This window comes from Longicatena sp. 210702-DFI.1.196 (assembly GCF_020563125.1).
Classification (GTDB): Bacteria; Bacillota_I; Bacilli_A; order Erysipelotrichales; family Erysipelotrichaceae; genus Longicatena; species Longicatena caecimuris.
Window position 1 is genome coordinate 1 of sequence record NZ_JAJCPX010000058.1, and the last position, 11,191, is coordinate 11,191.

Sequence of the window (11,191 nt, forward strand, 5' to 3'; positions counted from 1 at the left end):
GATTCGTTTTATATATTTCATAATATCATGCCCCTTCCTGTGATGGTTGCCATTCGATTTTACCTGGATCAAAGTCCCAAGGGTAATTACGCATAGTACTTGGATCTGTATTACCTGTAAAAATGATTTTTTCAAGATTAGTGCAACCTTGGAATGCAGCACTTCCTATACTTGTTACGGATTTTGGAATAATTAATGAGCCAGTGAAACCATTACATCCATAGAATGATAAATACCCTATGCTTGTTACGGTATCTGGGATTATTAATGAGCCTTTGAATCCGTTACAACCATAGAATGCATATTCTTCTATGCTTGTCACGGAGTCTGGGATTATTAAATCTCCTTTGAAGCCATTACATCCATAGAATGTAGAATCTTCTATGCTTGTTATGGAATTTCCAATTGTCAATGAGCCTGTGAAGCCATTACAATTGCTGAATGCATATTCTCCTATGCTTGTTACAGAATCTGGTATTACTAAATCTCCAGTGAAGCCACTACAATAAGAGAATGCATCATCTCCTATGCTTGTTACGGATTTGGGAATAATTAATTTACCAGTTAAACCATTACAATCATAGAATGCATAATTCTCTATACTTGTTACTTTGTCTGGAATTATTAATGAACTTGATAAATTGCTACAATTAGAGAATACATAACTTTTTATGCTAGTTATTGATTTTGATATTGTTAATGTTCCGTTAAATCCACTACAATTAGAGAATGCACCATTTTCTATGCTTGTTACTGAGTCTGGGATTATTAAATTTCCTGTAAAGCCTTTGCAACCATAGAATGCATATTCTCCTATGCTTGTTACTGTGTCTGGAATTATTAATGATCCTGTGAATCCTTTACATTCTTGGAATGCAGATTTTCCAATGCTTGTTACTGAGTTTGGTATTCTCAATTCTCCCGTAATTTTACTACACTTTTCGAATGCAGCTCTTTCTATGCTTATTATCGTATCCGGCATTTTTATACTTGTAATATTTTCATTGCCATAAAATGCAAGTTCACCTATTGATGTTATAACACGCGGATTGCCTTCATACATTATAACTTCTGGTATTTCTACATCGCCAGTATTTAATACTACAGGTTCTCCTGTATTGGCATCTATTACACCAGTAGTTACCATTTCTTTTGTTAATGTTATCGTTCCTATTGTTTTTAAAGATTTTACTTTCTTAATAGATTCTCCTGTTTGATCATCGGTATAGGTGAATGTTAAATCAAATGTTCTCACATTCTTAGGTACTGTATCTATATTTATCTCATAATCATCATCAGATAATGATACTACCCTTCCATCTGAATAGAGTGCATTTACAGTGAATTTGGATTTATCTACCTTACTGTCTTCTATGAAGTATTCTTCATTTGTTTCTACAGATAGGTCTGCCAGTATGATCGGTGCTTTTGCCTGTATCAACATCATGTTCTTCGTTAACTGCAATGTCTTATCGTTTGTTCCTGATAGGTCGGTTAAGATATATGGTGTATCTTGTTTCTCACTTACCGTCCATGCAGTATCATCTGGTAGATCTAATCCTGCGTATTGATTGCCTTTGATCTTGATCTCACCTGTCGTTCCTGTATTTCCTGTTGCTATTTGTTTATTTGTGGTTACATCATAGATTACATAGCTGATATTGGTTCCTTCTCTGCTTTCTAGGATATCCTCTAAGCTTGTGATCACTTCTTGTTTGGAACGTGTGACCTGTCTTAGCTCGAAGGTGAATTCCTGTTCACTGTCTACATTAAGTGCTTTCGCTATTTCAATTGGTGTCGTACGATTGCTATTGACGAAAGTATTCGCATCTTCGATAGCCAAGCTGCCATTATAGCTATCAGCTAGCTGCAGATATCCGGATAGGATGCCCCATGTATCTTCACTTTCTTCTAAGATTTCTACGATACGATAGCTATCTTTCATTGGATTGCTTGGATTGATCTTAACATCATGCTCTGTGAAATAAATAATTGGATAACCCTTTGCTGTTTTCTCTACCGTTATCTTTCCATCAGCTTTTGTTTTCTGAATGCGATTGTTTATCCAATCATTATCATCCCCTACGATATAAGAAATTTCATTTGCCGGATTCCATACCTTTCCATCATAGCTTTCTACACGGAAGACCAATTGCGAACCTGTAGGTATTTCCTCAGAGCCTAGCCTCATCTTCTTTTGGATGATGGACTTCTGTTGTTTACCTATGATCTGATTCTTGATGATCGCTAATGGCTTGTTCTCGATCGTATCTTGTATTGCACCATCGTTTAGCGGTTCTTTTTGGGTAATCTCGATAAAGCTTGCTCCATCTTTATACAGCTTGTATTGGTCATTTGTACTTTCGCTCAAACGATAGCTGTCACCAGCTGTTAATGTAGGAATGACGACCTGTTTCCATGGTTCTAACGTCAAGGTACTATTGGCATTCCAAGTGATCGTTTCTATCGTGTTGGTTAGTGCATCGGTTACTTGCACATTTTGGGTTTCAGAAGGCCAGATCTTCCAATCACCATTTGCATCTTGTACTTCTAGTTTCAAGGTTACTTTTTCTTTTCCTCGAATGGTAGGATCATTCTTGATCGTTTCAAGATACTGCTCTCCTATTTTATTGACATCCCCATCACCTACGACATATTCTTTTCCGATCAGCAATGTGTTTTCTGTTCCATTCACAAAGGTTACCTTGGAACCTTCTTTATCGATCGTACCTGTCGATGATTCCCCATTTGCCGGGAAGATCTGTGGATAATTGACATCTGGTGTTTCTATTATCTCATAGTTGGTACCTGCTGGTCCCACATCATGGAAGATGATCGTTTGTCCATTCTTGATGGTAAAGGTACCGATATCCGTTGTTGTAGTGGTAGTATCTGGTTCTCCGCTACGTTGTATCGTGAACTCCTTATTCGCATATATTGCACCGTTTACCTTGATGGTCATGGTAAATTCTTTATCGTTGATCGCATTCAATTTTTCTTCTGTCATATCAGTCGCATCATAGCTGACCATCTTAGTAACACGGATCGGTCTTAGGATATAGTCATTGATGATCGTTGCATCGCTCTTTAAGGCATACAGCGGCATCGTTCCTTCTACCGTCCCTTGGATCGCTTCATAGTTATCACTTGTATTATCGATCTCTACGATCTTGAAGGATGTGCCTGCCTCAAAGCCTTTGATCTTTACGGTCTTACCTGCTAATGCAATGCTGAATTTACCTTCATCATCCGTTGTGCCATGCACATCACTTTCTGTTCCATCTTCCTTCAGGATGACCCATTCTGCATTTGCAAATGGTGTATCCTTTGTGAATACCTGGAAAGTAAATGCTTGGGTACAGTCTTCAGCTTTCTGATGGGTAAGTTCTTTCTTCAGATATAGATCTTTCCATTTGTAATAGTTTGTGATGCTTACAGAATTGCCATCATTTACCATCGTTCCTGTTACGCTATCTTTTCCTGCATCCGTAAACCAATCATCGCCTTTTTGTGTTTCTTTGATCTCATATGCTGTTCCTGCAACACCCGGGAACAAAGCTACGATCTCTCCTGCCTTGATCGTAAATTTACCATCTTTATCCGTCTTCAAGACATTCTGATTCAATTTCTTAGGGATACCGCCATCCGTACGCACGCTATCCACGAGCCAGTATTCAGCATTTGCCATTGGTTCTCCATCTGCAAATGCTTGGAAGATGAAGCTTTCTTTCTTGACTTCTGCTTCCTTATCCTTAGGATCGTTTTCCAGCTTCTTTTGCGCATATAATACCGGACGATACGTATTCTTATATGTCCTTATCTGGATCTCATCCTGTTCCTTAGTTTCTATTTCTACTTTCCAGAATGGATTTTCTTCTTCCTCTACCGTCAACAGATTCTTATCCTTGACATCGAATACCGCTTTTTCATCCGCATGCAGATAAAAGCTGCCATCTGCTTCCGTCGCATAGACACGATTGGTTCCTTGGCGTTCCCAAGTTCCATCTATCTTCTTAAATAATTGATATTCTTGTGTGGCATAGGTAGAACCATTATAGCTTGCGATAAAGCGGAACTCACTATTTTGTTTTTCTTTTGGTACATCGCCACCAAATGCTTTTACGATCTCTACTTTTTCTAATTCATGTTGTGATACCTGTACAGAATTCCCGATGACCGTATGCTTTGTACTGGTTCCTACTTTTTCTGAATAATAGGCAGAATTGTTATAAGCATAGACAGCCGTGTCATTCTTATTGGCTGTATTGCTGTGGTCGGCATCTACCTTGGATTCATCCTCATTTGGTGAGATCATATGTATCCGAAAGCTCACAGAGCCCATATCTACGATTTCAAAATCATCACCATTCATCTTCTTGCTTAGGTCTACTGCGACTGCCTTGACATCCGCAAATTTATGATCTTTCAACCACTCTTCTTCTGTATACCAGCCATTCTCTTTCGTCAATATAGAATTTGGAAGCTCTTCCTCTGTTGATATTCTTGCATCTCTATCTGCATTGTAATAGATCACAGGCTTTATCCCTGCTTTCTCTAAGCCTGTCGTGATGATGCCATCAAAGGTTCCATACCACCAGTTATCTTCAAAGTGCTTATCCTTCTCCTGTTGTGAGCGATGCTTTGGGGCATCCTCCAACAGGTCATATACGACGATATTCTTTAAGGTATCCTGTGCATTCCTTACCGTTATTTCATAGGTATAGCCTTCTTTTGGTGCTACGATGGCACTTTCTGAGAAGACCCCGAAGCGGTCATTATCTGCTTTTACCAGTTTCTCGATAGTATCACTATTGGCTATTGCCATATCATCATTGACGCTGGTGTTGGCATACAATACCGTTCTTTCATCCGTTATACCATCCCCATCAATATCCTCTCCCAAAACCTTGTATTCATCTTTTGATAAGGTATCAGGATAATCGCTTCCATTATCCAACATGACCTGATCATCTGTTCCTAACAATGGCTCATTATCCTCTTTTTCTGGCATGAACGCAGAAATATTCGTTGCCGCATTGCTGATGTCGATATCCTTCCATTCATAGTACGCACCAAAGCTGATGCCCCAGCTTTCTGCCCACATGGAATCATAAAAGCCTGATGGATCTGCACCATCATAATGGATATGGAACTTGACCATCATTCTTCCCGTTCCACGATAATTCGTTATGATATCTTCCTTAGAATCGACACTGACCTTGACCTGACTGGTATCCCAGCTCTTTTCATACATCCATGTCATAGCATTTGTTGTCTTTACACGTCCTGCAATGATCTCTACGCTAGGATCATACTTTACGCCATATGGCAACAGATCATAAAAGACGACATCTTTTCTTCCCGGTGAGCGGACCAGATTTGCCTTTAGATAATCAATAGCTTCTGAACCATATAGTTCATAGCCATCATATGCCATGATATCGTATTTCAGATGTACCCTTCCGGTACCTGCATCATTCCAGCTCGTTCCATATTTATAAGATGCTGCATTTTTCTGTACCGAGGTCAGATAAGCAAATGCATTATCACGCATCGGTAAAGTACCATACAATGCTTCGCTCAATTCCTTTAATTCTGGTTCGGCATAGTTAAAACCTATCGTAGCATCGTGAAAATAGCCTTCCTCCTTGCCATCTTGTAAGCTTTGTCCCATGACACCGGCAATATTTTCTAAGGTGAGCATCTGCTCATTATCCTCATCTTTTACCAGCTCTTGAAAGGCCGGCGAATCATGCTGGATACGTACTTTTAGGTCGATTGAACATGTGGAAAGGTAATTAACAGATTCATGTTCTACCTTTACCCTCCATGGTTTTCTATTGATCTGTTCTTCTGTAAAGGTATAAGACATCGTTCCGCTAGCATTCCATGGGATAACCTTGACTTCTTCCCATACTGTGCTGCCTTTGAACATTGCATAAACGATGGTATCCTTTGATTCTTCCGGTTTTGCCTCGCTGTCTTCCCAAGGATCATATCCGGTATCGTTTTGCTTGATGCTTACCTGACTATAGTAGTAATCATCTCCATCTAAGATCTTGTAACTGTCTGTTGAACCGGTATTTGGATAGGCATAGAGAAAATCATCGACGGTCGTCATCTTATAGCTGGCTCCTTCGATACGTTCACCTAATTTACCATCTTCATTGGATGCATGATGGGTGAGCTTATAGCCACGTGTTGAACTGTTTACGTGAAATGGAATGTCACCAATATCGGTATTTTGTTTTCTTGCGGCTTTATAGGCTTCCAAAAAGCTTTTATAGGTACCTCCACCACTCTTATCGACACCGATGATATCGCCTTTGTAGTTCCATGCATAATCACGATATACCCAATTTGCTTTACTTGTTAGCTTTAGATCCTCATCTACTCTATCATATGGATGTAATACGACTTCAACTGTATTTTCAATCAAGGTATTCGGTTGGATCTTATCAGCAGGATAAGCAACGACTACTAGGATATACCCATATTGATTATCATAGTGTATTAGCTTATCTTTGTTCATATCGGAAATTTTATAATAAGCACTATCTCCACGATAATTTATCTTGTTGTAGCTTCGATTGAAGCCAACTACTTTGCCCTCAAGATTTGATATATCTTTTAGGTATAATTCCCATGGCTGAGTTGCACTTCCTGTGACCTGCACTTGCCAAGCTACATATTTATACTTGGTAAAGTTATCACCTTTGTACTCTTGTGGCAGGCTCGTTACGATGCTAGCCAGTTGTTTCTCGGTATAAATACCTGGGTAATAGCTTTTAGCCCCTAAGGTATACGGCGTCTTTGTGACCTTGGAAAGCTTAACTTGTGAATCAATATGTCCCGTTAAAGGAGGCGTTGTCTTTTCTTCTTTTTGATCTTTAAATTGCACAGTGGCGGTTGGTTTTAAGCTCCATGTACTATCATCTACGAATTCCATGATTTGTAGATTCTTATACAATACCTGAAATGCCACATTGGAACCTGATGTGATCTTTTTATAGTTAAAGAACACAAGCTCATTGGTATCTTCATCCAGATAATAATTGAATGGTGTGATTCTGTTTTCTACCGGAGCATCTAAGGTTCCCTGTGGTATTGCGATGCTGGTAGGTAGGATTCCTTTGTGATCCCTATCGTTAGACAATGTAGCCGGTATACGTATTTCAACACTACCTTTTTCTATATCACGATTATTGTGAAATTCTATCTGGTATTTCAATGAGAAATCATTTGTCTTCTCTACATGATATTTATCATTTTGTCCTACATAATACGCATTGAATGCCCAGTCTTCGCTATCTAAAACTGCATACAAAGCTTTTATGAAATCACTATCCTGTGCATTGGCTGCTCCTACTTTTGTACTGTTTAGTTTGTTTAACTGCGCTGTAGTCATTAGTGGTTCTATTTTAGTGATTTTATGACGAATTGTTTTTTCTTCTTGTTTCTCTGATTGCTTGACTTCTGCTTTCTTCGTTGTATTCGTTTCTGTTTTCTTATTCGCGGTCTCTTTTTGCTTTCGCGTTTCCTGCTTCACCGGGTTGTCGGCTTTAGAAGCTTCCTTATTTACTTCTTGTTTTTGTCTTCTTTCTTTTCCTTCTTCAAACGCTTCTACTCTAAATAAAGCTAGTTCTAGTTTACTGCCTTCTTTGAGTTCTACATCTTCTTGCTCGATACGGTATTCCTTGTTCTTCTCCACTAGTTTTGGTTCTGCTTTTTTATTTACTGGTTCTTTCTCATCTTTTTTCTCTTGGATGATCGTATATTCTTTTAGGTTCTTTTCGCTATCGACACTTTTATATTCGATCTTATAGTTACCTAGTTCTACTTCCTCTAGGACATACTCTCCCTTGATGTTTGTCAGGGTATGATAGGCAGCTTCTTTTTCTGGCTTGCCTTCTTTAATCTTATATAAGCGCACTTCGATGTCGGATAGTCCTTTTTCTTCTTTATCGACTTTGGCATTCTTATTATCGTCTAGATACACTTGTCCCTTTACATCTGTATAAAGAGCTCTCTCTTTTGGTTCTGTCTTTGGCTCTTCTTTGACAGGGGTATCCTTTGGCGTCTCTTCCTTTAATGGAGCCGTTCCTAATAAAGGCTGTTGGGTAGGGGCATAGATAGTGGTAGCAGGCTGTCTATTGGTTTTTGTTTCCTGAGCAGCTTCCGGTTTTGCCTTTGGTTCTTCTTTGGCATAAAGAGATGTATTCGTATTTATAAAGAGCATGGATGCAGCTAATAAGATTGCCGCAAATTGTTTTTTCTTATTTTTCATCGTCTAGTTCACTTCCTCTTTTATGCTTGTTGTATAAGATAAACATGCCAAGAGTGGAAAGCATGATGAACAAGATATACAGATCTTTGTGTGTTGTATCTCCTGTCTGTGTGGATGTCGTTTCCTTCTTTGGTTCCTCCTTCTTATCTGTCGTGCTTGTGGATGTTCCCGGTTTATTGGGTTGTGTTGGGATATCAGGATGTTCCGGAGTTATCGGTTTGTTTGGATGTTCGGGGTCTACTGGTAAATTAGGTTTTTCTGCTTCATTTGGTGATGCTTTGGGTTCTACCTGCAGATAATAGCTTGGACCTTGAATAACATTCGCTATTTCCTCATACATTGGCAAGGTCACAATGAAAGGATCAATCGTGCCATAAGATTCCATATCGGATGGCACCAATAAATAGATACCATTTTCAATATTGGTAAAAGACAGATATCCTTTCTCATCTGTTGTTCTCTTTCCTATGGTTTCCTTATCTGTCTTTTGGGTAAGCTCTTTTGCGACCTTTTGTAATTCTTCAGCCGTATCCGGTAAGTGCATATCATATTTCTCATGCAGCGCTGCTTTTCCATCATCGCTCATACTTCCTACCTTATACAGCGTGAATGTGACACCGGCTTTCTCTGCATTTGGAAAATCCTTTAGATGAATGTCGATCGTTCCTCCGACTGCCTTTAGCGTTGTCAGTGTCAACATGAACATGATGAACAGGCTACATGCTTTTTGTAATGCTCTCTTTCTTTTTTTCATCTGCTTTACCTCATTCATTTTCTATTATTTTGATTTATTGCATTTTATCACTATGCCTGTTTCCTACTCTTACTCACCATCACCATGCTGATGACTAAGATGCCTACGCTAGCGATTACCAAAAAAAGCGTAATACCTGTTCCTCCAGTAGATGGTAAAGTAAAACCTTTATGATTCTCTATGGCAATACTAGCAATTCCCCTATCGTTATCCAGTTTTGTGATAAAGGTTCCGCTTGTATCGGTGATCTCTTTATCGTTTACCTTTAATGTAAAGCTACCAGTTGCTTTTTTTGCACTATCTACATCAGCGATAATCTCCACCTTAATCAGTTCTGCTAATAAAGTATAGCCAGTTGGTGATTTTGTTTCCTTTAGATAATACGTACCTGCATCCAGATTATGAAAGTTCAGAATTCCTTTGTCATCTGTACTTGCATTGTTCAACACTTCTTTACCATCAGCTGCTAATAAGGTGAAGTCTGCTCCTTTTAATGCTTGTGGCTTTCCTTCATTGGTGAACTTTTCTACCTGAATTCCAAAGCTATACACCTTTACGATTGCTTTTTCACTGTTTGTAATTTCTCCTGCTTTGTGGTTGTATTGCAAGCTTGCGGCATTTTGATTTCCTTCCTGCCCTTGCTTGGCTTTCTCTGTTACCTGTGCTTCATAGGTGACAATGATTGGTTGCCCTCCGTTTTCTTTTATAAAATCTTCGGCGAAGCTAATGTGCAAATCGGCTTCTTCCCCTGCCGTATTCTCTGCCCTTATCCTATAGGTCATTGAGCCTTCTGCTATTTCTTTATCATTCACCTTTACCGTGATTGGATGCTTGGCATCGTTTTGGATGGCCAAACCATCTTCCATCGTATCGATGATTATGAAGGTCGCCGGTGTGGGATTGCCAAAGAAACTAGCGTCATAATCAGGCATACTGGTCCTTATTTGATATGGTACATAATCGCCTATCTTAACTGAGCCATCACTGGCATCGGTAATGGTCTTATCAAAGGTTACTATCTCATTTTTCGGGTATGCCTCCACATCATAGACCCATGCACTACCTTCCTCATGATTTTGATAGTTATTTGTTGAAGGGATGGCAATTAAGAAAGGTTTACCTAATATGTAATTGTTTGGAGCTTTTGTTTCTATCACTAGATAATAGCCAAGCTTTAAATCTTTAAAACTTACCGTGCCACTGCCATCGCTAGTAGCAGTAGCTAAAGGAGGAAATTGTTCCGCCTTTATGGTAAGTTGTTGGCTTAGCTTTTCTAATTGTGTTGTAGAATAACTACCTAAAGCATCTGGTGTAACATTTTTTAAAACATCTTGAAAAGCTTCCTCAATAACAAAACGCGAAGTGCTTTCTTGTTCAAAACGCATGATTTTATAGATGCTGTAAGAGGCATCCGCTAAGGGATTTCCCTCGCTATCATGCTCATGAAGGGTAAGCGAACCTGATGTTTGCGTAATTGTTGTTTCTTGTTGGAAAGATGTTTCTTTTGCCATTAATGGCAGAGCATAAGCAAACAATCCTTGTATCATCGCCGCAGAAACAATAACTGTCAATAAATGCCTCATCCTTTTCTTTTTCATATTGTTTTCTCCATTTTCTGATATTCACTGACTGGCATAAATGCATATTGTCAAAGGATAGCTTTGTTACCAACATCATGAATATCGTTTTATCTTTAAAAGAACCAATAAGTCCTTTTATAGCCACAATATTGTTTATACGTATCATGATCAGCTTGCGAAATTATGTGAATTATAGTGCTATACGAAGAAAAATGTAGAAAAATGTTTTTACATAAAAGTTATATTTTGTATTTGTTTATTCGTTGTATGTATCTTTTCATTAAAATTATAAGGCGAATTTCTAGAAAATTCAACGCAGTGAATAACCATATCTAAAGCAAACATATGTAAATAAAAAAATGCTTATTTCATGATATTTGATACTTAAGGAATAAAGACAATTGTTTATAACATACCTATCATATAGAAATTAATTTTATTTTTTTTCGAAATTCCTTATCAAACACTTATTATCGATATATTCATTTCAAATATTAGTTTTATTCTTCCTTTTTAATAAATATCCACCAGCTTAGCTGGTGGTTTTTACGTAATCGCCCCAAGGGGCTC

The 11,191-nt window shown here is 38.4% G+C and carries 3 protein-coding genes; all 3 read right to left on the reverse strand.

Annotated elements, in window-relative coordinates; genetic code table 11:
* Positions 1-25: 25 nt before the first annotated feature.
* From LI241_RS14890 to LI241_RS14900, 3 genes are read right to left on the reverse strand one after another with little or no spacing between them, the layout of a single operon-like run.
* Entirely contained in the window at positions 26-8,287 is an 8,262-nt protein-coding gene (locus LI241_RS14890) for a leucine-rich repeat protein (RefSeq protein WP_008690358.1), read from the reverse strand.
* The gene (locus LI241_RS14895) at positions 8,277-9,041 is read right to left on the reverse strand and encodes a pilin N-terminal domain-containing protein (RefSeq protein ID WP_008690356.1); all 765 of its coding nucleotides are present in this window, start codon (positions 9,039-9,041) and stop codon (positions 8,277-8,279) included. The genes LI241_RS14890 and LI241_RS14895 overlap by 11 nt, the downstream gene beginning before the upstream one ends.
* A 50-nt stretch (positions 9,042-9,091) precedes the next feature.
* Positions 9,092-10,639 (reverse strand): SpaH/EbpB family LPXTG-anchored major pilin, encoded by a 1,548-nt coding sequence (locus LI241_RS14900; RefSeq protein WP_008690353.1) that lies wholly within the window; start codon positions 10,637-10,639, stop codon positions 9,092-9,094.
* Between the last annotated feature and the right edge of the window lie 552 nt (positions 10,640-11,191).

Coding starts and splice junctions, on each gene's coding strand:
- LI241_RS14890 (WP_008690358.1), bottom strand. CDS start 8,287: ATGAAAAATAAGAAAAAACAATTTGCGGCAATCTTATTAGCTGCATCC.
- LI241_RS14895 (WP_008690356.1), bottom strand. CDS start 9,041: ATGAAAAAAAGAAAGAGAGCATTACAAAAAGCATGTAGCCTGTTCATC.
- LI241_RS14900 (WP_008690353.1), bottom strand. CDS start 10,639: ATGAAAAAGAAAAGGATGAGGCATTTATTGACAGTTATTGTTTCTGCG.